The sequence below is a fragment of the Tistlia consotensis USBA 355 genome (genome assembly GCF_900177295.1).
GTDB classification, from domain to species: Bacteria; Pseudomonadota; Alphaproteobacteria; order Kiloniellales; family DSM-21159; genus Tistlia; species Tistlia consotensis.
In genome coordinates this window covers 115,735-136,688 of the sequence record NZ_FWZX01000009.1, presented here as the reverse complement: position 1 = coordinate 136,688, position 20,954 = coordinate 115,735, and the positions used below count along the sequence as shown (strand labels likewise).

At 68.0% G+C, this 20,954-nt stretch carries 17 protein-coding genes; 6 read left to right on the top strand and 11 right to left on the bottom strand.

Annotated features, from left to right (window positions below):
- Positions 1-11 precede the first annotated feature (11 nt).
- Both secY and B9O00_RS13465 read right to left on the bottom strand, forming a co-directional pair.
- A complete protein-coding gene (secY, locus tag B9O00_RS13475) occupies positions 12-1,364 on the bottom strand; it encodes a preprotein translocase subunit SecY (protein WP_085123192.1) in 1,353 nt (450 codons plus the stop codon).
- Between the two features lie 707 nt (positions 1,365-2,071).
- On the bottom strand, positions 2,072-2,971 hold the full coding sequence (locus B9O00_RS13465) for a DMT family transporter (protein ID WP_235017125.1): 900 nt from the start codon (positions 2,969-2,971) through the stop codon (positions 2,072-2,074).
- Positions 2,972-3,106: 135 nt separating this feature from the next.
- On the opposite strand from B9O00_RS13465, the gene B9O00_RS13460 reads away from it, so the two are divergent.
- A complete protein-coding gene (locus B9O00_RS13460) occupies positions 3,107-3,808 on the top strand; it encodes a lycopene cyclase domain-containing protein (RefSeq protein WP_200808498.1) in 702 nt (233 codons plus the stop codon).
- A 17-nt stretch (positions 3,809-3,825) separates the two neighbouring features.
- Here B9O00_RS13460 and B9O00_RS13455 read toward each other — a convergent pair whose 3' ends face one another.
- The 8 genes from B9O00_RS13455 to B9O00_RS13420 all read right to left on the bottom strand — a co-directional run bounded on the left by B9O00_RS13455 (position 3,826) and on the right by B9O00_RS13420 (position 15,831).
- On the bottom strand, positions 3,826-4,767 hold the full coding sequence (locus tag B9O00_RS13455; protein ID WP_085123188.1) for a 1-phosphofructokinase family hexose kinase: 942 nt from the start codon (positions 4,765-4,767) through the stop codon (positions 3,826-3,828).
- A gap of 28 nt (positions 4,768-4,795) precedes the next feature.
- The gene (locus tag B9O00_RS13450; protein WP_085123187.1) at positions 4,796-5,653 is read right to left on the bottom strand and encodes a PRC-barrel domain-containing protein; all 858 of its coding nucleotides are present in this window, start codon (positions 5,651-5,653) and stop codon (positions 4,796-4,798) included.
- A gap of 161 nt (positions 5,654-5,814) precedes the next feature.
- Entirely contained in the window at positions 5,815-8,283 is a 2,469-nt protein-coding gene (locus B9O00_RS13445) for a glycoside hydrolase family 65 protein (RefSeq protein WP_085123186.1), read from the bottom strand.
- Entirely contained in the window at positions 8,276-9,970 is a 1,695-nt protein-coding gene (otsB, locus tag B9O00_RS13440) for a trehalose-phosphatase (protein ID WP_085123185.1), read from the bottom strand. The genes B9O00_RS13445 and otsB overlap by 8 nt, the downstream gene beginning before the upstream one ends.
- Complete coding sequence (gene ppsA / locus B9O00_RS13435; protein WP_085123184.1) at positions 9,970-12,357, bottom strand: phosphoenolpyruvate synthase; 2,388 nt, start codon at positions 12,355-12,357, stop codon at positions 9,970-9,972. The genes otsB and ppsA overlap by 1 nt, the downstream gene beginning before the upstream one ends.
- 319 nt (positions 12,358-12,676) lie before the next feature.
- Positions 12,677-13,483, bottom strand: coding sequence for a polyphosphate kinase 2 (gene ppk2 / locus B9O00_RS13430; RefSeq protein WP_085123183.1), 807 nt, complete (start codon positions 13,481-13,483; stop codon positions 12,677-12,679).
- A gap of 225 nt (positions 13,484-13,708) precedes the next feature.
- Complete coding sequence (locus tag B9O00_RS13425; protein WP_085123227.1) at positions 13,709-15,280, bottom strand: alpha,alpha-trehalose-phosphate synthase (UDP-forming); 1,572 nt, start codon at positions 15,278-15,280, stop codon at positions 13,709-13,711.
- Positions 15,281-15,486: 206 nt separating this feature from the next.
- On the bottom strand, positions 15,487-15,831 hold the full coding sequence (locus tag B9O00_RS13420) for a NifB/NifX family molybdenum-iron cluster-binding protein (RefSeq protein ID WP_085123182.1): 345 nt from the start codon (positions 15,829-15,831) through the stop codon (positions 15,487-15,489).
- 361 nt (positions 15,832-16,192) lie between these two features.
- Between B9O00_RS13420 and B9O00_RS13415 the strand changes: the two genes are divergently transcribed.
- From B9O00_RS13415 to B9O00_RS13395, 5 genes are all read left to right on the top strand, one after another.
- Positions 16,193-16,528, top strand: a complete 336-nt coding sequence (locus B9O00_RS13415; RefSeq protein ID WP_085123181.1) for a hypothetical protein — start codon at positions 16,193-16,195, stop codon at positions 16,526-16,528.
- Positions 16,529-16,885: 357 nt separating this feature from the next.
- Entirely contained in the window at positions 16,886-17,749 is an 864-nt protein-coding gene (locus tag B9O00_RS13410; RefSeq protein WP_200808497.1) for a Crp/Fnr family transcriptional regulator, read from the top strand.
- Between the two features lie 86 nt (positions 17,750-17,835).
- A complete protein-coding gene (locus B9O00_RS13405) occupies positions 17,836-18,477 on the top strand; it encodes an RNA polymerase sigma factor (RefSeq protein ID WP_089229704.1) in 642 nt (213 codons plus the stop codon).
- A 118-nt stretch (positions 18,478-18,595) separates the two neighbouring features.
- Entirely contained in the window at positions 18,596-19,369 is a 774-nt protein-coding gene (locus B9O00_RS13400; RefSeq protein WP_085123179.1) for a Crp/Fnr family transcriptional regulator, read from the top strand.
- A gap of 52 nt (positions 19,370-19,421) precedes the next feature.
- Positions 19,422-20,036 (top strand): class I SAM-dependent methyltransferase, encoded by a 615-nt coding sequence (locus B9O00_RS13395; protein ID WP_085123178.1) that lies wholly within the window; start codon positions 19,422-19,424, stop codon positions 20,034-20,036.
- A 177-nt stretch (positions 20,037-20,213) separates the two neighbouring features.
- Here the strand turns inward: B9O00_RS13395 and B9O00_RS13390 are convergent, their stop codons facing one another.
- Positions 20,214-20,876 (bottom strand): CBS domain-containing protein, encoded by a 663-nt coding sequence (locus B9O00_RS13390; protein ID WP_218822860.1) that lies wholly within the window; start codon positions 20,874-20,876, stop codon positions 20,214-20,216.
- Positions 20,877-20,954: the final 78 nt, after the last annotated feature.

Below are 20,954 nucleotides of genomic sequence, written 5' to 3'. Positions count from 1 at the left end.
TCGCCGCCGGCTCATCGGCGCGCGCCCCTGAGCTTGGCCTTCTTGATGAGGCCTTCGTACTGGTGCGCCAGCAGATGGCTGTGGATCTGCGCCACCGTGTCCATGGTCACCGAGACGACGATCAGCAGGCTCGTGCCGCCGAAGTAGAACGGCACCGCGTAGCGTGCGATCAGGATCTCGGGCAGCACCGAGACGGCGGCTAGGTAGAGCGAGCCCAGGGTGACCAGCCGCATCAGCACGTAGTTGATGTAGTCGGCCGTGTTCTTGCCCGGCCGGATGCCGGGGATGAAGCCGCCGTGCTTCTTCAGGTTGTCGGCCGTGTCCACCGGATTGAACACGATCGCCGTGTAGAAGAAGGCGAAGAACACGATCAGTGCCACGTAGAGCAGCATGTAGAGCGGCTGGCCGTGGCCGATGTTGGTGGTGATCCAGGTCAGCCAGGCCGGCTGCGCGCCGGTCGAGCCGGCGAAGCCGACCACGGTCAGCGGCATCAGCAGCAGCGACGAGGCGAAGATCGGCGGGATCACGCCCGAGGGGTTGAGCTTGAGCGGCAGGTGGGTCGACTCGCCGCCGAACATGCGGTTGCCGACCTGGCGCTTGGGGTACTGGACGATCAGGCGACGCTGCGCGCGCTCCATGAAGACGATGAAGGCGATGACGCCGACCGCCATGGCCAGGAACAGGATCAGCACCGGCCAGGAGATCTCGCCGACCCGGCTGAGCTCGAACAGCTGGGCGATGGCGATCGGCAGGCGCGCGACGATGCCGGCGAAGATGATCAGCGAGATGCCGTTGCCGACGCCGCGCTGGGTGATCTGCTCGCCCAGCCACATCAGGAAGATCGTGCCGCCGGTCAGGGTGATGACCGTCTCGACCCGGAAGAACAGGCCCGGGTTGACCACCGCCGACATGCCGCCCGAGGTGTTCATGCCCTCGAGGCCGATGGCGATGCCGTAGGCCTGGAACAGCGCCAGCACCACCGTGCCGTAGCGGGTGTACTGGTTGATCTTCTTGCGGCCCGATTCGCCTTCCTTCTTGAGCTGCTCCAGGGTCGGCGAGACCGCGGTCAGCAGCTGCATGATGATGGCGGCCGAGATGTACGGCATGATCGACAGGGCGAAGATCGTCATGCGCCGCAAGCTGCCGCCCGAGAACATGTCGAACACGTCCAGGATGCCGCCGGCCTGGCTGTGGAAGATGTCCTGCAGGACCTGGGCGTCGATGCCCGGCACCGGGATGTAGCTGCCCAGGCGGTAGACGATCAGGGCGCCCAGGGTGAACCAGATCCGCTGCTTGAGCTCCGTCGCCTTGGCGATGGCACCGAAGTTGAAGTTCGCGGCAAGCTGCTCGGCGGCTGAGGCCATGGCCGCCTCCTCCCGTCCGACGGAGCCGAACGCGCACTGCGTCGGCTGCTATGTCGATTGGTCTTCCCGCACGCCGTGGCGCCCCTCCGAAAGCGGGGACCCGGGCTGGTGATGACGAGAAGCCGCTCTCCCACGCGCAACACCCGAGGGGGCTCGCGCGGGATCGTCGTCGTTCAGACGAGAACTGCGGCGTGAATCGGGGGACGCAGGTGCGGAGCGGCAATCCGTCCGACGACCTCGTCCGAAGCGGCACCGATCCGCCAGGCATGCGGCCGAACGGCGGGCAAGGCATAAGCCCCGGCCACGGCGAAGACACTGCAGCCAGCGTGCAGGAGGCACCCTGCCCGGTCGACGTGAAGCGCGGCTTTTCCAGGGACGCCCGCTGCAGAGAATGCCGCGATCGAGCTTGCCTGTGACGCAACCTCGGCGGTCACTGCACGCTCCGGCTGCGCCAGGCCGATCTGCAGGGCCAGGAGCGCCGTGAACGCGACCGCCCGGCACAACGAGCGCCGCGCCGGCCGCAGCCGCCGCGACGCCAGGCAAAGGGAGGTGAAAAGCCGGGCGACTGCCCGCATCCGCCGTACCTCGTCCGGATCACCGCTCGGATTCATGATGGTGCCGGCAGGTCGATTTCTCAAGTCGTCGCCCTTCCGGCACCGGTCGCGCTGACATCGACTGAAAGAAACACCCTTGCTGCCTTCGCCGAATCATCCGTCGCCGGCCTCCGGCCGACCGCTTCCTGCCCGCTCCTTCGCTGCGGCCTGCTGCACCAGCACGATGCCCGCCAGGACCAGGACGGCTCCAGCGGCCTGGGCCCAGAGCAATCGCTCACCGAACAGGCCAGCGCCGATCCCCAGGCCGAGGAGCGGCACCAGGAACGTGAAGGCGTTGGCCCGGTTGAGCTCGACACGCTCGAGGGCCGAGAACCAGAGCCAGAAGGCGAGGGACGACCCCAAGAGCGAAAGCGCCAGGAGGACGACAAGGAAATCGCTCGACCACGTCAGCGACGTGAGGTCTTCGGTCAGCATCGAGCCAAGCGCCAGGGGGACCGCGCCGACCAGCAGCTGCGCCCCCATCGCCATGATCGCGTCGACTTGGCCGGCGAGGCGCTTGATCGCAACGTTGCCGATGGAGACGCCCACCGCGGCGAGGGCCACGTAGGCGACGCCAAGGCGGTAGCCCCTGACGTCGCCCGCGACGAGACCTGGCCATGCGATCGCGGCGATCCCTGCCATCCCGACGACCAGGCCGGCCTTTCCGGTCGCCGTCAGCCGTTCGCCCAGGAAGGCGTGGGCGAGGACCGCGGCAACGATCGGCTGCGCGTTGGCGATGACGGTCGCAAGCCCCGGCGAGACGAACTCGGCGGCATGGAACATGCCGAGGAATCCGAGGCTCGTGGCGCCGAATCCTGCCAGCGCGATCAGCGCCCAGCTCCGCGCGCCCCGCGGGACCGGACGCCGGAGCAGGGCGCCGAGCGTCAGCAGACCGAGGCCGGCGAGCGTCGCACGCAGCGTCGCGAAGGCGAGGTGCGGAGCCAGCCCCAAGCCTATCGTGATGAGGGGAAAGCAGGACGCCCAGAGGATCATGACGGCCAGCAGGCGCAGCACGGTCCCCGCCGTCATGGCTTGAGCCCCACGCGCACGTCGCGGTCGTCACATGCGGTCTGTGATCGGATCGCATCCGCCGCTAGCTTGGCTGCAGGTGCTGCTCGGTCCCGCGGCCGCCCGGGGCGGAGGAGGAGGATGCTGCCGGATCGATATGTCTGGTTCGCATGGGCGAGCGCGTTCCTCGTGCCGTGGCTGTTGGCGTACGTGGCCTTGCCGCGCCACCGGAAGGCCATGCTCTGGGCGAGCCTGTTCACCACGCCCTTCGGCCTGACCGAGCCCCTGTTCGTGCCCGCGTACTGGAATCCGCCGAGCCTCTTCGACCTGGCGCGCACCACCGGCTTCGACATCGAAAGTCTCGTCTTCTGCTTCGGAATCGGTGGCATCGGCACGGTCCTCTACAACATCCTGACCGGTCAGACGCTCGAGGAGATGCCACCGCTCCAGCGACGCTTGCCGCCGCACAGGCTGCACCGCTGGGCGCTGGCGGCCCCCTTCCTGGCGTTTCCTGTCCTCTATCCCTGGCCGTGGAACCCGATCTATCCGTCGATCGTCGCCATGGCCCTCGGCGCGATCGCAGCGATGCTCTGCCGGCGTGACCTGGTCCGGAAGACCTGGGTCGGCGCGCTGCTCTTCCTCGCGTACTACGCTCTGTTCCTGCTCGGACTCGAATGGACGGCGCCCGGCTACATCGAAAGCGTATGGAATCTCGCAGCGTTGTGGGGACTGACCGTCGCCGGCATCCCGATCGAGGAACTGTTGTTCGCCGCCGCCTTCGGAGCCTATTGGGCCGGCGTCTACGACCACGTCACCTGGCACTCCTTCCCGTCGGGGGTGTAGGCATCTCCGCGGCCCGTCTATGGTGGTTGCTCCACTGCAACGTCTCGGTAGAGCCGCTCGATATCCTCCTTGCAGGCCAGCTCGGTTCCGGGCGTGAGGAGGGCCGCGGTCCCCGCCGCCACCGCATAGCGAAAGGCGTCATCGAGAGCGTCGCTTGCGGAGAGACGCCAGACCATGGCCGCCAGGAAACTGTCTCCCGCGCCGACGGCGCTGACGATCTTCACGGGAATGGCCGCGGCTCTGAGACAGCCCTCCCGGCTCGCCAGCAAAGCCCCCCGGTCTCCGAGCGACAGCGCGACGATCTGGGCCCTGCCGGAGTCGACCAGCCGTCTGGCTGCGGCCGTGCAGTCGGCTTCCCGGGCGAGCGGCGAGCCTGTCAGCTCCTCGAGCTCGCGCTGATTGGGTTTGACGAGGTAGACGCCCGCCTCGAGCGCGGCGGCCAGAGCCGGCCCGGAGCTGTCGACGACCAGGCGGCTGCCCGCCGAAGCGGCGACGTGCGCCAGCCTTGCGTAGAAGTCCTGCGGCGCCCCTGGCGGCAGGCTCCCGCTGGCCACGATGTAGTCCGGCGGCTCGGCGAGCGCGGATACCCGGTCGAGGCACTCCTGCCACTCCTCGGGGGCGAGCTCGGCTCCGGGCAGAACGAAGCGGTACTGGTCGCCGCTGGCTCGATCGGCGACCGTGAAGCTCTCGCGGGTGTCGGCGGCAATGTCGACGGGCATGCTCACAATGCCCTCGCGGTCCAGCAGACGATGAAGCAGAAGCCCGGGCGAGCCGCCAGCCGGAAAGAGCGCGCTGCAGTGTCCGCCCAGGCGCTTGAGGACGCGCGCGACGTTGACCCCGCCGCCGCCCGGATCCCGGCGAACCGCCGTGCACCTCAGCTTGCGGACCGGAACGACGCTGTCGGTGGCCGCCGAGAGATCGATCGACGGACTCATGGTGACGGTAAGGACGCTCCTCATTCAGACGGCTCCGTGGTCGCGCGGCCGGTCATCGCTGATTGCCTTCCCGATTCGGGATCCTGCCCCAGAAGCGTTCGAGCGGCTCCCGCCAGGCGTCGCGGGCGGTTCCCGTGGAGGAGCGCCTCTCGACGCGCGGCGCGCTGTCGAACAGCGACGACGGCACGTCGAGCACGAAGGTCTCGTGGTCCTCGGTCGCGCGCAGATCCTGCCAGCGCACGGCAACGAGGTCGGCGCCGATGCCCAGAAAGCCGCCGCGCGCGACCAGCACGAACGCGACGCGCCCGTCGGCCGGATCGAGAACCACATCGGTGATCTCACCCAGCCGCTCATCCTGCCGGTTCCGGAGGTCGGCGCCGATCAGGACGCCGACCGGGAGCGGTGCGCTCATCGCCGAGACCGGGTGGGAACGCGCGAGATGGGCGTGCCGCCAGCGCGACCGTTCTTCTGCAATCGCCGGCCGGCCCTCGATGGCCTGCTGGTGTCGGCGAAACAGGCTCCGCATGTCATCGAGCACGGCTTGACACCGCGCCTCGCTGCCCTCCATCGCCAATGCGTAGGCTGCGCTTCGCAAGGCGCGGATCCGATGCCGGGGCGTGCCGGTCGAGTCGAAGTAGCCAGGAGGCACGAAGGGGCTGTCGCTGTCGGGCCCCAGCACGCCGAACCCGGCCTCGTGGAGGCTCCTGTCGAACCGATCGAGGTCGCGCAGGCACCGCTCCGCGGCGACGCCCTGGTAGCGGGGCGGCAGCATCTCGCGCTCGGCAGCCATGGCCGGCGCCGACACCAGGCACGCCGTCGCCGCGAAGACGGCAAGCGATCGTGAAATCCGGCTCAGAGCGCGGACGGCGCCGGTCGCCTCGATCCGGGTCCTGCGTCGTTCTTCCGCCATCAGGCCCTCCTCGCTGCGCCGACCCGCGTTCGACCGGTCTGCGAGACGCGCCCTGCGGTCAGGCCTGAGCGGCCTCGGCTCCTCTTGCCGGGCTTCCTGCCGAGCTTCTCGCCGGCAAGCGGCCTCGCGGCGACGCCGGAGGCCCAGGCACGGTCACAGAGTCACTCTCCTTCGGCCATCACCCTTTCGCGGGCCGCGGTGTTCGGTTCCGGCCTGTAGCCCTCGTCGACGCGGCGACAGGAGAATTTCAGCACGTCTCCTGCCTTGAAGGCGTGCAGCCGATTGCGGACGCCGATATGACCGGGCCCCGCCCATCCGTCAGGAGCCGAGACCGTGAGCTCCTCGCAGCCGATCTGCAGATGCAGCCAGTGGCCGCGGTAGAGGAGCTTCATGCACATGCCCTGGAGCTCTTTCGGGAGGCAAGGGCTGATCCAGAGCGCGTCGTCGCGGAATTCGAGCGCCGTCTGCCCCCGCAGGACGAGGTCGACGGAGCCGGCCATGGCACCGAGATGGACGCCTTCCGCCGTGGTGCCGCCCTGGATGTCGGCGAGGTCGCTGTCCAGGGCCTCCGCGAGCAGCGACCACGAGCGGGCCCGGTCGCCGCGGGCCAGGACCCAGGAGTGGACGACCCGGCTCAACGTCGAGCCGTTCGACGTGCGTTTGACATAGTAGTCGATGCACTTGGCGATCGAGTCCGGCTCGAAGGGATAGCCGAGTCGCTCGAACAGCGCGCGCAGCTCCTCGTGGGAGAACAGGTAGAACAGCATCAGGACGTCGGCCTGCTTCGACGCCCGGTAGCGGTTGACGCTGTCGCCCTCGGCTTCGAGGATCCGGTCGAGCCTCTGGATGTCGCCGTACCTCTGCCGATAGCCCTCCCAGTCGAGCTCCTGCAGCCGGTCGTACCCTTCGAACTGGGCGATGATGCCACCGTCGAGGAAGACGGCACGCATCCGCCGGCTGATGCGATCCCAGAGCGCGATCTCGTCCGCGCCGAGCCCGAGAAGGCCGTCCAGCTCGCGACGACGCTCGGCGCCGACGAGCTCCAGCACGTCCCCGGCGCGGCAGAGCAGCCAGGCCGCCATCACGTTGGTATAGGCGTTGTTGTCGAGCCCCGGCTCATCCCGCCAGGGGTAGCCGTCGTGGAACTCGTCCGGACCCATGACGCCGCGGATATCGTATCGGTCGGCCTCGTCGTCGTAGGAGGCGATGCTCGCCCAGAAACGGGCGATCTCGATGAGCATCTCCGCGCCGTAGCCGGACAGGAAATCCCGGTCGCCGGTCGTCTGCCAGTAGCGCCACACGTTGTATCCGATGGCCGCGCTGACATGGCGTTGCAGGTGCGTGTTGTCCGCCGTCCAGCGGCCGGAGCGCGGGTTGAGGTGCAGCGTCTGGCTCTCTTCGCGGCCGCTCGAGCCGCTCTGCCAGGGATACATGGCGCCCCGGTAGCCGGCCTCGCCTGCCAGCCGCCGTGCCGCAGGCAGCCGGCGGTAGCGGTAGAGCAGCAGCGCGCGGCTGACCCGAGGAAGGTGGAAGTTCAGGAAAGGCAGGATGAACAGCTCGTCCCAGAAGACATGACCGCGGTAGGCCTCGCCGTGGAGACCGCGCGCAGGCACCCCGACATCGAGATCGACCGTGTTCGGAGAAACCGTCTGCAGAAGATGGAAGATGTCGAGACGGAGGGCCGTCTGCGTGGGAGCATGGTTCTCCAAGGCTACGTCGCAACGCTCCCAGAGGGAACGCCATGCCTGGACGTGGGAGGCCAGAAGCTCGTCGAAGCGCCCGGCCTTCCCGACGGCCTGGACCGCCGCTTCGCGCGGCTCGGAGACGGCGCGATCCCTGGCGGTGTAGAGGGCCACGACCTTCTCGACGGCGACAGCCCGGCACTCGGTCACGGCGAAAACGAAGTGCTGTCCCGCCATGCCCTCTTCATCCTCGGCATGCCGCGTGACGGAGACCAGGTCGGCACCGTCGAAGACGCGCGTCACGGCCGCCTCGGCGATCCGGAGCCGGGACTGGTTCGTCTCGGCGACGAGGAAGATGCCGTCGTCGCCGAAGGCGGATCGCTCCAGGGTCGTGAGGTGCCGGCTGCCGAGCTGCCGATAGCGTTCGACGCCGGCGTTGGTCACTCTCGCGTCGAGCGCGGAACGCACCTCCAGACGGCCCGACCAGTTCTCCGGCCGCAACACGACCTTGATCGCCGCCAGGTGCGGCAACCCCATGTGCACGATCCGGCGACTGACGAGCGAGGTCTCCCGGCCCTCGGCGTCGCGGAGCAGCAGGCGCCGCTCTAGCAGCCCCTGCCGGAGATCGAGCTCCTGACGGAAGTCGAGCAGCTCCATGTGCGGCAGGTCGAGCCAGTCGCCGCCCTCCGGGCGAAAGGCGAGCGGCAGCCAGTTGGGCAGATTGACGAGATCCTCGTTCTCGACCGTCCGGCCTGCGATCTCGGTCGCGAGGCGATTATAGCCGCCGGCGAGGTAGGTGCCGGGATAGTGAATGCCGTCGGCGTCGGCCCCCTCCGCAGCCCCTCGCGTCGCGAAGTAGCCGTTGCCGAGCGTGCAGAGCGCCTCGCGCAGCCGCTCCTGCGACGGTTCGAAGCCGTCGTAGACGAGATTCCAGCCGGCCTCAGCCATGGCCACCGGACTCCAGCGTGGTCGCGAGCCGGTCGAGGAAGCGGCCGACGTCGGCGGGCCTGTCGAGAACGTAGCGCGCGGCACTCTCGCGTGCGGGGCAGCCGACCAGGATGCCGATACCCTTCGCTTCCAGCACCGCGAAGGCATCCTCGTCGGTATCATCGTCGCCGAGGTAGAACGGCAGGACTCCGTCCCGCTCCAGCCCGAGCGCCCGGAGCAGCCAGAGCACGGCCCTGCCCTTGTCCCAGTCGAGCCGCGGGCGCAGCTCGAAGACCTTCTTGCCGAAGGTCTTGCGCAGCTCCGGCATTTCTTCGAGAAGGTGGTCGACGGTCGCCTCGACCATCAGCACCTGCCCGGATGCGACCTGCCGGTAGTGCACGGCAACCCCGAAGCGCTTGGGCTCGACGAGGGCTCCCGCGATGGGAGCCAAGTCTTTCTGGAGAAGGGCGGCCGCGCGCTGAACAACGCCGGCGAAGGCCGCTCCTTCCTCATGCTGGATGCGCAGGCCTTCGGGGCCGGCAATGTCGAAGCCGTGGCTGCCGGCGTAGATGAGGCTGTCGATCCCGACGAGATGCTCCACGTCGGCGCGGTCGCGGCCGCTGACGACGGCGACCGTGCAGAACCTCGTAAGGCGCTCGACGATGCCCTTCATCCGTTGCGAGAGCACCGCCAGCTCGGGCCGCTCGACGATCGGCGTCAAGGTTCCGTCGTAGTCGAGGAAGACGGCCGCTCGCCTGGCATCGAGCTGGCTCTCGATCTCGGCGTAGCACTCCAGTGCGCGCGGTATGAGGTGCAGGGCGCGACATGCAGCCTGAGGACGGAGACGGATGTGCAGGTCCGCGACGTCGCTCACCACCATGTCCGCGCCGTTCGCCCTGAGCTCGGAGGCCTGCTGGTGTCGGTCGATTCCGATCACCAGACCGAAGCCGCCGGCCCTGCCCGCCTGCACGCCGCTGATCGCGTCTTCGAAGACGAGACCGCGATCGGGCTGCACGTCGAGCAGCTCGGCCGCCTTCAGGAACAGGTCGGGCGCCGGCTTGCCCTTCAGGCCGAGGCGGGCGATGTCGTTGCCGTCGATGCAGACATCGAAGAGGTCCGAGAGCCCGGCGACCTCGAGTATGAGTCGGGCATTGCGGCTGGACGAAACCAGCGCCGTGCCGATCCGCCGGTTGCGCAGGCGGCGGACGAGGTCGACCGTGCTGTCGAATGATTCGACGCCCTCCTTCTCCAGCGTCTCGCGGAAATACCGGTTCTTGCGGTTTCCGAGCCCGGAGACCGTCTCCCGATCGGGCGGGTCGGAGGGATCGCCTCTCTCCGGGACGATGCCGCGCGACTTGAGGAAGCTCTCGACCCCGTCGTATCGCGGCTTGCCGTCGAGATAGCGTGCGTAGTCGCCTTCTATGTCGAACGGGCGGAAGACCTCCCCGCTTCTCTCCGCCCGCTCGCGCAGGTATTCGTCGAAGAGCCGTTTCCAGCTTGCCGCATGGACCCGGGCGGTGCGCGTGACCACCCCGTCGAGATCGAAGATCGCCGCGTCGAAGTCCCCGGCCTGCAGTCCTGCATCGCCGCACGCCCCGCACCGTTCAGGACCGGCCGGCGCCGGCCGCTTGTCGGCGAACGGAAAGGGTGCGTTCGCTCCTGTTTCAGGATCTCTGGTCGAACGAGCCCGGGTCGAGGGTTCCGGCATCAGGCCTGACCCGCCCGGGCTGCCGTGCGGGGCTCCGTCTCGGCCTCGGCGACGTGGCGCTTGACGGCGACGAAGCTGTCCGGGCTCACCGACATGGAATCGATGCCGCACTGGACCAGGAACTCGGCGAATTCCGGGTGGTCGCTCGGCGCCTGGCCGCACAGGCCGACCTTGGCGCCGGCCTTGTGCGCCTCGGCGATCACCGAGCGGATCATCCACTTGACCGCCGGATCCTGCTCGTCGAACAGCTCGGCGAGGGCCTCCGAATCGCGGTCGACGCCGAGGGTCAGCTGGGTCAGGTCGTTGCTGCCGATCGAGAAGCCGTCGAAGCGCTCGGCGAAGGACCCGGCCAGGATCACGTTCGAGGGGATCTCGCACATCACGTAGACCTGCAGGCCATCCTCGCCGCGCCTGAGGCCGTTCTCGGCCATCACTTCCAGCACGCGGTCGGCCTCCTTGGTCGAACGGCAGAAGGGGATCATGACGATCAGGTTCTTCAGGCCGATCTCCTGCCGGACGCGCCGGATCGCCCGGCACTCCAGGGCGAAGCCCTCGCGGTAGCGCGGCGAGTAGTAGCGCGAGGCGCCGCGGAACCCGAGCATCGGGTTCTCCTCCTTCGGCTCGAACTGCGCGCCGCCGACCAGGTTGGCGTACTCGTTGGTCTTGAAGTCGCTCATCCGCACGATGACCGGCGCCGGGTGCTGCGCGGCGGCGATGCGGGCGAGCGCCCGGGCCAGGCGCTCGACGAAATAGTCGGTGCGGTCCGCGTAGCCGGCGGTCAGGGCGTCGATCTCTTCGCGCGCCTGCGGGTCCGAGAGCTCGTCGTAGCGGACCAGGGCCATCGGATGGACCTTGATCTGGTTGTTGATCACGAACTCCATGCGCGCCAGGCCGACGCCGTCGCTCGGCAGCCGCCACCAGCGGAAGGCCGCGGCCGGGTTGGCGAGGTTGAGCATGACCTTGGTCCGGGTCGCCGGGATCGCCTGGAGGTCCAGGGCCTCGGCCTCGAACTCGGCGGTGCCCTCGTAGACGAAGCCCTCGTCGCCCTCGGCGCAGGACACCGTGACCTCCTGCTCGTCGTGCAGCACCCGGGTCGCGTCGCCGGTGCCGACCACCGCCGGCAGGCCGAGCTCGCGGCTGACGATCGCGGCGTGCGAGGTGCGGCCGCCGTGGTCGGTGACGATCGCGGCGGCGCGCTTCATGATCGGCACCCAGTCGGGATCGGTGGTCGCGGTGACCAGCACCGAGCCGTCGACGAAGCGGTCGATGTCGCGGGCGCTCTCGAGGACGCAGACCCGGCCGGCGACCACGGCGTCGCCGATCGAGAGGCCGGTTGCGAGCCGTTTGCCCTTGCGGCCGATCCGGTAGGTCCTGAGCGCGCTGGCCTCGCGGCGCGACTGCACGGTCTCCGGCCGGGCCTGGACGATGAACAGCGCGCCGCTGTCGCCGTCCTTGGCCCATTCCATGTCCATCGCGCAGCCGTAGTGTGCCTCGATCGTGCAGGCCCAGCGCGACAGCGTCAGGATCTCGGCGTCCTCCAGCACGAAGGCGGCGCGCTCGGCCTTCGAGGTCGGCACGTTCTTCGTCGGATGGCCGGCGTCGTTGGTGTAGACCATCTTCTGCGCCTTGCCGCCGCGCTTCTTCTCGATGATCGGCGTCAGCGAGCCGTCGGACAGCAGCGGCTTGAAGACCTCGTACTCGTCCGGGTCGACGGCGCCCTGCACGACGTTCTCGCCGAGGCCCCAGGCGGCGTTGATCAGCACGACCCGGTCGAAGCCGGTCTCGGTGTCGATCGAGAACATCACGCCGGCGCCGCCCAGGTCGGAGCGCACCATCACCTGGACGCCGACCGAGAGCGCGACCTTCATGTGGTCGAAGCCCTTGGCCTGGCGGTAGCTGATCGCCCGGTCGGTGAACAGCGAGGCGTAGCAGCGCCGGCAGGCCTCGAGCAGGGCGCGTTCGCCGCGGATGTTGAGATAGGTCTCCTGCTGGCCGGCGAAGCTGGCGTCGGGCAGGTCCTCGGCGGTCGCGCTGGAGCGCACGGCGACGTCGGCGTCGTCGCGGCCGATCCGGTGGCAGAGCTCGCGATAGGCTGCGCGGATCGCTTCCGCCAGTTCCTCCGGCCAGTCGCCGCGCAGGAACGCCCGGCGGACCGCCTGGCCGGCCTCCAGCTCGGCAAGGGCCTCGGCGATCCGCCGCTCCAGGCCGTTGGCGGCGACGAAGCGGCGATAGGCGTCGGCGCTGGTCGCGAAGCCGGGCGGCACCTTGACGCCCTTGGCGCCCAGCTCGCCGACCATCTCGCCGAGCGAGGCGTTCTTGCCGCCGACCCGCGGCACGTCGTGGCGGCGCAGCGCCTCGAACCCGATGACGTAAGTGCTGTCAGCCATGACGATGCAATCTCTCGCAGACTTCCGCCGGCGAAGACCCGGGATCGCGCCTGCGCAGGCTCACTCCCGAGGCCAGCATGAAAGCCGAGCTTTGGGGGCCGTTCCCGACGTCCGCCGATCATTGTGCCGATGCGAGACTATCGGCCCATAGGGGCAAGTCTTTGATCTCGGTTAAGCGCCCTGCAGCGCCAAAGGGCAAGGCCTCGCCGCGGCGCAATTCGAACGGCTGACGCCCGGTAGCCCAGCGCTGGAGCGGCAGTCCGCGGCGCTCCCCGGTTGCCGCTCCCGACAGGGAATTTCTCGATGATCCGACGCCGGCTCAGGGGGCGATCGTGCCGTTCCGGACGTAGGCCTCCTGGTAGCGGAAGACGATCTCGGGATCGGCGAGCAGCAGTCCATCGGACTTGCCGCCGTAGTGCAGGCGCGACAGCAGGTCCTTGATCAGGTTCAAGCGGGCCAGGCGCTTGTCGTCGGCACGCACCACGGTCCAAGGCGTCACGGCGTTGTGCGTGCGTGCGAACATTTCGTTTCGCGCCAGGCCGTAGTCGTCCCAGCGCTTGACCGCCTCCGCGTCGATGGGACTCACCTTCCATTGCTTGAGCGGGTCCCTGCGGCGGTCCTTCAGCCGCTTCTCCTGTTCGTGCCGGCTGATGTCGAGGTAGTACTTGAGGACCTTGGTGCCCGAACGGACGAGCATCTGCTCGAAGTCGACCACGGTCTCCATGAACTCCTCGTATTCCGCATCGGAGCAGAAGCCCATCACGCGCTCGACGCCGGCTCGGTTGTACCAGCTACGATTGAACAGAACGAACTCCTGAGCTGCCGGCAGATGCGGCACGTAGCGCTGGAAGTACCATGCCGTGCGGTCCCGGTCGGACGGCTTGCCCAGGGCCACGACGCGGGTCTCGCGCGGGCTCAGATGCTGGACGATCCGCTTGATGACTCCGTCCTTGCCGGCGGTGTCGCGGCCTTCGAGCAGCACCAGGATCTTGTCGTCGCAGCGGATGAAATGCTTCTGGAGCTTGACGAGCTCGACCTGCAGCGCGTGCAGGGTGTCCCGGTACGCGTCCCTCTCGGTGCCGTCGGGATCCGCTCGACCGGCGCTCTTCCGATGCTTCTTGGTCATGCCGCCTTGCGCTCGGGGTTCAGGGCTATACGGGCTCCCGTCTGCGGGGACCCGCGGCGGCCCGGCATTGCTCGAGCACATGTCCCGGGCCGCCAACAACGGCCCAAGCGCCGACGCCGAACCTGTCGGCGAGCCCGAAGCAGCAGCACCGAGACGAGCAGCCCGCTTGTCGCAATGCCGAACGGGCGCCGGAACCCGGATCCCAGGCGTGCCGGTTGTGCGGCGTCAGAGGTAACGGGGATCGGCGCTTCCATTTGCGTGTCCCTGCAAGTGCACGACGTAGCCGTCCCGACGGCTTGCGGTCATCCGCCCGAGCAGCGGACGGTCGCTCGGCACCGCGGCACCACACGACCACCCGTCGGACGGGTCGCCGTCGTTCGGCTCCGCCGACGGACCCGGTGCCGCACTCCCTCGATTCGAGCGGGCACGGCTCGCGAGAAGGGCTCCGAGAAAATCGTCCCGCCAGCGATGCACGTCGTTGTCCCGAAGCTCCGCGATCATCGCCGACCAGCGCTCGCGGCGCTCGTCGAGCGACATGTCGAGCGCCTGCCGCATGGCGCCGGCCATGCTGCCTATGTCGTAGGGGTTCACCAGGAGGGCGCCGCGAAGCCGCTCGGCGGCCCCGGCGAAATGCGAGAGCACAAGAACACCGGGGTCGTCGGAACGCTGGGCCGCGACGTACTCCTTGGCGACCAGGTTCATGCCGTCGCGCAATGGCGTCACCAGGCCGATCCGGCTGAGACGATAGAGGGCTGCGAGGCGGGTCTGGCTGAACGCCCGGTTCAGGTAGCGGACCGGTGTCCAGTCGATCGTGGCATGGCGGGCGTTGATCCTTCCGGAAAGCGATTCGAGCCTGTCCTTCAGGTCGTGGTACTCGGGGATTCCCTCGCGCGACGGGGCGGCGATCTGAAGCAGGGAGGCCCGTTGGCGCCGGGCGGGCCGAGCCTCCAGCATCCGCTCGAAGGCCAGCAGGCGGTGCTCGAGCCCCTTGGTGTAGTCCAGGCGGTCGACGCCGATCATGCCGAGCTGGCCGCCGAGGCAGCCGCTCAGGCGAGCACGGAGCTGGCCAGCCTCTTTCGATGCCGCCAGTTCCGTGAATCGCCGCGTGTCGATCCCGATCGGAAAGGCGTCCGCCACGAAGCGCCTGCCCGGCACCTGGACGGAGCCGTCGTCCGACACCGTCCCGCCGAGATGTCGGACGACGAACTCCCGGAAGTTGCGCAGGTCGTTCTGTGTCTGAAAGCCGACCAGATCGAAGGCCGTGAGCGCCCGGACGATCTGCCGGCTGCGCGGCAAGACGAGCAGCGTATCGGGAGCGGGAAACGGGACATGAAGGAAGAAGCCCGCCGCCGTCCCGACGCCCAGACGGCGCAGTTCCTCGCCCAGCAGCAGGAAGTGGTAGTCGTGGACCCAGATGACGTCCGCGCCGGCGGCGCGGGCCGCGAGCTGTTTCGCGAAGCGGGCATTGACGCCCCGGTAGATCGCGAATTCCTGCGGATCAAACCGCACGAGATCCATCCGGCCGTGCAGCAGCGGCCAGAGCACGCGATTGGCGAAGCCTTGGTAGTAGCCGGCGTGCTCCTGCTCCGAAAGCGCGAGAGAGACGATCTCGTATGGCGTCGACTGCCGGAGACGGACGCCGTCGTCGGGCTCTGAAGAAACGGTTCCGTTCCAGCCGAGCCACATCCCTCCCGACTCCGCCAGGGCAGCGCTCAAGGCGACCGCGAGGCCACCGGCCGACGCCGCCTGCCGATCGAGGGAGGGAAGGCGGTTCGAGACGATGGCGATGCGCGTCATGACCATACCTTCGATTGGGGCGAGCCGATCCGGCACGCGCGTGCGACGTCCCGGATCGGCCAGGGGGTCACGAGATTCGAGACCGATCTGCTTCGTCGCGGCGATCGTGCCACCCGACCTGGTGGATTTCTTTGATGGCGGTTAAATGCCTAGCGGAATGACGTCGACGCGGGTCGCCCGGCCCGTCGTCGCGCCGCAGCGCCGACCTACGCCTCAGGCAGATCGCAGAAGCACTGAACGAGCTCGTCGACGGAGCACCTGCCCGATCCCATGCGCACGTCGATGCCCCAGGCCCTCAGCCTGGCCACCTCAGGTGGGGCGATGAAGCCGCAGACCAGCCCGTCGACGCCGCTGGCCAGGATCACGTCGCACAGGGTAGCCGGCGTGCGAAGCGGGTTCTGATGGAACTCTCGCGCGCCGGATTCGGTGTCGGTCACGACGATCCCGTCGCACTTGCCGAAGAAGGGACAAGGTGCCGGGCCTGAGCCGGCCCCCATGACGGTGACCGCGATGCGCAACCCGGAACGGGATTCGAGCGTCTTATGTGTCATCAGCCGTCAGCCCCGCCGAAGTATCGGGATGCCTTCGCCCCGAGGAGAATCACCATAGGACACATTCGAAATGACGAAACTATAAACTCGGTCAAACATAGGAGCCGACGCCTGGCGCGGACGTAGCTCCTGAACCACTCGGCGACTGGCACGGCTTCTCCACGACACGGCTTCCGCTTCGTCGCCCAGCAGCCACCGAGCGATTTCGACCAGTCGGGATTGGCGCCGTCCCCAAGAGGGCTTGACATGTGTCAATGAGGACGAAGCGAGAGGCGACTACTAGATTCATTGGTCCAGTCCGACATCGACGTGGCATCTGCCCATGTCGCCGGGAGGACGAGGAATACGGATCGGGACGCGCATGCTGCGACTGCTGGTAACTCTGGCCCTCGTCATGGCTTTCGCGCTCGGGCAGGGCGGAAGCTGGAGCGTCGCAGATATAGCCCAAGCCGGCAGCCAAACCGTCCTGGTCGAACTGCCGCACGCCGCCGGGACCTGCGACCGGGGTGGCGACCTCGAGAAGATGGCCTTGGAGGGCTGTCACCACGCCGCACATGCTCAGCCCCTTCTCCCGAGAGCGAACATGGGCTCGTCCGGTCTGAACGGACGCTCGGAGAGGCGCCCGGTGCAGAACGAGCATGGCGTGCGTGCTCGCATTCTCGAGCGCGATCCGCCGATACCGAGATCTCTCGTCTGAACGACGGGAGGCGGCGGACCGGCGGAACAGCCAAAGGACCCCGCCGCTGCCTGCGAGATGGACCGGGTCGGGACCGTGCGCCGTGCACTGTCGCCGAGTTGGATGACTCGAAGCCCGGACCCTGCAGGCAAGACGCGAGGTCGGACATAAGAGATCGTTCGACCGCTAGGCAACGACTTGGTTCGCCGGCTGCTCGCATTGCCCACATCCATGCCAGGCGGACCTTCGATCGCGAAGAGGAGCGGTGTCTTGATCAGGCATGCTCAAGAAACAGAGGTCATTGGCGATACCTGTACGTCGTGCGGGTGCCGTGCTTTCGGTCTCTGCTCGAACAATCGGCAAGGAATCCTCCAGGCAATGGCCGACCACAAGTCCTGCGACAGGCGGGCAAAGAGCGGCCAGGACCTGTTCAGCGCCGGCGAACCCTGCGACGCCATATTCAACCTCGTCGAGGGCTGGGCGTTCCACTATCAGCTCCTGGCGGACGGCCGGCGGCAGATCCTCGACTTCGCCCTGCCGGGCGCGGTCCTCGGCTTCGACGGCCTGTCCGGAGCGGCCATGACCTACGGCGTGCAAGCGCTGACCGACGCCGTATTCTGCGTCGTTCCGCGCAGGGCTCTGGGGCCGCTGTCGAGACGTCATCCGGGAATCGGTTTGCATCTCGCTTCGTCGATAGCCCGTGATCGGGATGCTGCTTTCGCCCGCCTCACCAGCATCGGACGACAATCGGCACGCGAGCGCGTCGCGCACCTGATGCTCGAGCTCTTCGTGCGCCGACGGTCGCAATGGCCCGGCCATCGAATCGAGGAAATGCATCTCCCGTTGACGCAGGAGCACATCGGCGACGCGACCGGTCTCACCGGCGTCCACGTCAACAGGGTGCTGGCCGATCTCAAGAAGGACGGCATCCTCACGTTCAGCTACCGACGCCTAGTCATCCTGGATCCCGATCGCCTGGTAGACGTGGCGGAAGCCGATCCTGGGCTCGTGCAGTCGTGGATCCAGTATGGGGTCATCGAGCAGGAGCCAGGTGCCGAGACTCTGAACAGGGGTCTCGCTTCGACCGGTGTCGACGGCCCCCGGCAGGCGCAGGATGGATGCGTGGCACCGTTCACGGAAGTCCGCCGAGGAGCATCGGGAGCGGCGCATTTCGGCAGGTCTCAGGCACAACGTTCGGCCCATCCGGTGGTCCGGTTGGCGAACCAGCGATGCGCCTGCTGAGTCGGCCGGCATGAGCCGACAGCTCCGTCGTTGCGATCAGAGACGGCAGCGCCACCGTTGAGCGCTTTCGCTAAGAGGTCCGGACAGTGGCTGGCTTCAAGAAACCGGCGGACGATCCCGAACAGACTGCTCTGGCGGAGCTCACTCCGGCGGTCGTCCGCGGCCTCGCCGAGGCCCATGCCGACATTCGGCAGTTCCTCCGCCGGACCTTGCAGAACGAAGCGGATGCGGACGATGTCATGCAGGACTTCTACACGCGCGTCCTGCTCCGGTCCTCTCAACTGAAGCGCGAAGGCAGCGCCCGCGCGTGGCTGCGCCGCGTGCTGCGGAGCACTCTCAACGACCATCTGCGAAGGCAGGCCGCACGGCGGCGCGCGGAAGCGGATTTCGCGCGCAAGGAAGCGGCTCTGCCGCCTGTCGAGGCCGAGCTCGACAGCGTCGCGTGTCTGTGCCTGTACAAGGTGCTGCCGGCGCTGAAGCCGGAATACGCGGAAGTTCTGCGCCGGGTCGACCTGCAGGAACAGTCACGCGAAGCCGTCGCCGCCGCGATGGGGCTCACGCCCGGCAATCTCTCGGTGCGGCTTCATCGCGCTCGCCGGGCGCTTCGAGACGTCCTCGAGCTCACCTGCGAGACCTGCCCGATTCACGGCTACCTGGACTGCGGCTGCGAATACACGAAGCGCCTCAGATTCGCGCGGCGGCCGGAGAGAGGGACAGCACCGATGTAATCCTCCCTGCACCTCAACCGTCTCTTTCCCGGTGTGTTGCGCGAACGCAGCGCGCCGGCCGGCGGGAGCGTCCCGCCGGCCGTGGACGGTCATTGGGACTTCCCCGAGAGGTGGGTGCATGGCGAAAGGCGGCAATGATTCGAAGGACCCCCTGCCGGGTGGCGGATGGCAAGCGCCTTGGAAAGAGCTCTTCGAGGGATGCTCCTCCGAAGCCCTGAACATGATCGCCCGTGCCAAGTCCGATGGCCGAAAGGTCCGGGCCGGCCAGGAGATCTTCGGCCCGGGGCGACGGCCAGGAGGGGTCTGTCTCCTCGACGACGGATGGGTGTCTCTCTACAGCCTGCTGCCCGACGGCCGGCGCCAGATCCTGCATTTCGCGTTGCCCGGCGCAGTGCTCGATTTCGGCCCGGTCCTCCGCGCCAACGCGGCTTACGGTGCTCAGGCTTTGACCGACGCCGTCGTTTCCCTGTTGCCCCAGGAAGCCCTGGACGGGCTGTCTCGTTCCCATCCGGAGGTCGGTCTGAGGCTTGCCCAAGTGATGTCGTCCGATCGAAGCCTCTCCTACGATCATCTGACGAGTGTCGGGCGTCGTTCCGCGCGCGAGCGGGTGGCGCACCTGCTGCTCGAGCTGTTCGTGCGGGCCCGTGCACAGTGGCCCTGCCATCGGGTCGCCGAACTCAATCTGCCTCTGACCCAGGCCCATATCGGCGAGGCGACCGCGCTCACCGGCGTTCACGTCAACCGGGTGTTGCGCGAACTGCGGAACGACGGGATCGTCGGCTTTCACTATCGGCGCCTGACGATCCTGGACCCGGACCGGCTGATCGATGTCTCGGGAATCGATCCGCAGCTCGCAGTCGGCTGGGGGAAGCCTGACGCCATCGACGAGTGATGAGCACTACCGACGGGCACGCCACTTCAACCCGTCGAGTGAAGGGACGCCAATGACCGACGCACGCCACCATTGGGACGACACCTACGCGGCCAAGACGGATACCCAGACAAGCTGGTATCAGCCATTGCCGCGACGCTCGCTCGACCTGATCAGGGCGGCAGCGCCATCGCGGTCGGCAGGCATCATCGACGTCGGTGGAGGAACCTCTCGCCTCGTCGACGAGCTGCTTCGCGACGGCCGTTCCGACCTGACGGTCCTGGATATCTCCGAAATCGCGATCGCCCGCTCGCGGGCCCGGCTCCGAAGACGGGCAGACTCGGTCGCGTGGATCGTCGCCGACGTCACGCGGTGGCGGCCTCGGCGGACCTGGGACGTCTGGCACGACCGGGCGGTGTTCCACTTCCTGACGGATCGCGATGCGCAGGACGCCTACATCGCAGCACTCAAGCGCGGGACGCATGCCGGTTCGGCGGTGATCCTGGCGACCTTCGCGCCCACCGGCCCCGAAAGGTGCAGCGGCCTGCCGGTCCAGAGGTACAGCCCCGGGAGCCTGGCGGCCCGGCTGGGCGCCGACTTCGCGCTCGATTTCGAGGCTTCGGAGGCCCATCAGACTCCCTTCGGCACGACCCAGGATTTCTCCTATGCCGCATTCAGCCGTCGTTAGGTCGGCTTGCCTTCAGAGGCAAGGCCAGTGCCGCATGCTGCGCCGTGCTTCGTCCACAGACGAAGCACCTTGAAAGCCGAAGCGGCGGGTCGACCGGGGCGGAAATGCCGTCGAAGTCTGTGCGATCGGGGCGTGCGATCATGCGCGGGATCGGCCCGTCTGCTCCGGGCGGTGACGTCAAACGCTTCGGAGAACTTCGGGCAACGTACTCAGGAAGTCGTGGACCTTCGCCACGCCGGCGACGTTTTCCGCCGCGATGCGGATCGCGTCCTTGTCGGCTTGCGTCTCGGCGGTGCCCCAGAGATAGACCGAGCCGTTGACCACAATCACGCTGACGGCATGAAGCGCAGCCGTGGTCCTCTGCTCCAGCAGGGCGAGAATCCTCGCCCGGATCTGCCCGTCGTCGTCGGAAGGCGAGACGTCGTCTCGATCCCCGATCGCTGCCAGCGCGCGAAGCAGGTCCGCCCGGCTGACGATGCCGGCGAGGCGGCCGCCGCGCAGCACCGGCACGCGCTTGATCCCCTTCATCTCCAGGATATGCGCGATCTCTGCGATCGGTGTCTCTTCGTCGACGGTGACGACGTCGTGCGTCATCACATCGCGCACGCGGGTGCCGAGAGTCTTCCTGAAGTCGGCTGTCTCGTCGGCCATCAGGGAGAGCCACCAGCTCCGGCTCCTGCCGCATTCGGCGCGCCGCATCAGGTCGCCTTCGCTGACGATGCCACAGAGCCTGCCGTCGTGCCCGACGACCGGCAGGGCGCTGATCCGGTTGTCGAGCAGCCGTCGAGCGACGACGGCTACCTCCTCGTCGGGATCCGCCGTGACCACCCTGCTGGTCATGATGGCATCTGCATGCATCTGCCGGCCCTCCTGTTGGGCTGCCGCGGCGATGGCGCGGCTTCGAGTTTGCTGCGCAGG

Bases quoted from the DNA above. Each gene is read 5' to 3' on its own strand.
- B9O00_RS13460 (WP_200808498.1), top strand. From the start codon at position 3,107: ATGCTGCCGGATCGATATGTCTGGTTCGCATGGGCGAGCGCGTTCCTC.
- B9O00_RS13420 (WP_085123182.1), bottom strand. From the start codon at position 15,831: ATGACACATAAGACGCTCGAATCCCGTTCCGGGTTGCGCATCGCGGTC.
- B9O00_RS13450 (WP_085123187.1), bottom strand. From the start codon at position 5,653: ATGGCGGAAGAACGACGCAGGACCCGGATCGAGGCGACCGGCGCCGTC.
- B9O00_RS13415 (WP_085123181.1), top strand. From the start codon at position 16,193: ATGCTGCGACTGCTGGTAACTCTGGCCCTCGTCATGGCTTTCGCGCTC.
- B9O00_RS13445 (WP_085123186.1), bottom strand. From the start codon at position 8,283: ATGGCTGAGGCCGGCTGGAATCTCGTCTACGACGGCTTCGAACCGTCG.
- secY (WP_085123192.1), bottom strand. From the start codon at position 1,364: ATGGCCTCAGCCGCCGAGCAGCTTGCCGCGAACTTCAACTTCGGTGCC.
- B9O00_RS13455 (WP_085123188.1), bottom strand. From the start codon at position 4,767: ATGAGGAGCGTCCTTACCGTCACCATGAGTCCGTCGATCGATCTCTCG.
- B9O00_RS13395 (WP_085123178.1), top strand. From the start codon at position 19,422: ATGACCGACGCACGCCACCATTGGGACGACACCTACGCGGCCAAGACG.
- B9O00_RS13390 (WP_218822860.1), bottom strand. From the start codon at position 20,876: ATGACCAGCAGGGTGGTCACGGCGGATCCCGACGAGGAGGTAGCCGTC.
- B9O00_RS13400 (WP_085123179.1), top strand. From the start codon at position 18,596: ATGGCGAAAGGCGGCAATGATTCGAAGGACCCCCTGCCGGGTGGCGGA.
- ppsA (WP_085123184.1), bottom strand. From the start codon at position 12,357: ATGGCTGACAGCACTTACGTCATCGGGTTCGAGGCGCTGCGCCGCCAC.
- B9O00_RS13425 (WP_085123227.1), bottom strand. From the start codon at position 15,280: ATGACGCGCATCGCCATCGTCTCGAACCGCCTTCCCTCCCTCGATCGG.
- B9O00_RS13410 (WP_200808497.1), top strand. From the start codon at position 16,886: ATGGCCGACCACAAGTCCTGCGACAGGCGGGCAAAGAGCGGCCAGGAC.
- otsB (WP_085123185.1), bottom strand. From the start codon at position 9,970: ATGCCGGAACCCTCGACCCGGGCTCGTTCGACCAGAGATCCTGAAACA.
- ppk2 (WP_085123183.1), bottom strand. From the start codon at position 13,483: ATGACCAAGAAGCATCGGAAGAGCGCCGGTCGAGCGGATCCCGACGGC.